Origin of the sequence: Mesorhizobium sp. M2E.F.Ca.ET.209.01.1.1 (assembly GCF_004010375.2) — a bacterium.
GTDB lineage: Bacteria > Pseudomonadota > Alphaproteobacteria > Rhizobiales > Rhizobiaceae > Mesorhizobium.
In genome coordinates, this window is sequence record NZ_SADP02000055.1 from 1 (window position 1) to 1,204 (window position 1,204).

Annotated in this window: 1 protein-coding gene; it reads right to left on the reverse strand. The window is 61.7% G+C overall.

Annotation, left to right across the window (positions count from 1 at the left end; translation table 11 throughout):
* The coding region (locus EN852_RS34505) for a Xaa-Pro peptidase family protein (protein ID WP_135858166.1) at nucleotides 1–1,142 on the reverse strand (1,142 nt) is incomplete at its 3' end.
* Between the last annotated feature and the right edge of the window lie 62 nt (nucleotides 1,143–1,204).

The window sequence follows — 1,204 nt, forward strand, 5'->3', positions numbered from 1 at the left end:
TCGCGATCGCCGTTGCTCAGGACCTCCGCCCCTCCATCGGTCACCAGGATCGTCTCGCTGCAACCGATCGCGAAACGGCCCTCCTCGTCGGTCAGGAACAGCGGCATGTGCAGCGCCATGTTGGGCCGCAGCACATTCTGGCCGCCCGGCTCTAAGCTGGTGTAGCCCCGCGTCGACCAACCGAGACCGCATGAATAGCCAACGCGCTGGCGGAATGTCTGCGGACGGCCAGCCCGCTCTACGACCCCTCGTGCGGCAGCATCGACGTCTCCGGTCAATGCCCCGGGCATCGCAGCTGCGATCGCCGCCTCCAACGCTGCGTTCGAGAGTTCATACAGAGCCGTGGCCTCGGCATGTCTGCCGTAGATTGCGGAGCGCACTAGCCCGGCGGCGTAATCATGAAGCCTGCCACCGACCTCGATGTAGGCGACGTCGCCCTGTTTGAGGCGGTTGTTGCCGGACTTCGCGTGCCCTACGGCTGTGTGATCTCCGAATAAAATCCCGAACAAAGTCGCGTCTACCCCCGTGGACTCTACGGCCGCCTGGACGATAGCGGCGGCCTCGAGCTCGGACACGCCCTCCCTGAGGACGTCAACAAAGGCGGCAACGCCGGCCTCCGTCCCCTTCATCGCCTTTCGCATGACGGCGATCTCCTCTGCCGACTTGATGTCCGCCACAGTGAGAATCAGACGGGAGACGTCCACAACCTCGATGTTCGGAAGTAGCTCTTGTAGCTCCATGGCGTCGCGGGCCGTCATTCCAAAAAGGTCGAGCTCCATTCCGACGCGCCCCCGATCCAGCCCAAGCGATCGCATCACTTCAGCGCAGACCTTGCCCGCTTCGGTAAGCTGGTGATACGTGTGGATCTTGAGAGGAATGCTCTCGGCCCGGACATTCCATTCGTCGAACAAGCGGACGATATTCGTTCGCGGCACGTGTGGCGCGATGATCAGGTAATAGGGCCTCGCGTACGAGCCGGAGGCAGCATGTCCAGTCAGGTACTGGTGGTTGCGCGAGAAAGTCGATATGACTGCGTCGACTCCAAACTCCTGGAATCGGTCAAGAACAGCTTGCCAGCGACGGTTATACTCCGCCTCGCTAAAAGGAAGCCCGGGCGCCAAGCTCGACTGAGTGTTCGCCATTACCTCTCCTCCGCTCCCGTCGTTGTGCTTAGATGGTCAACTGCCGGGTGGTTTGCGTCAAA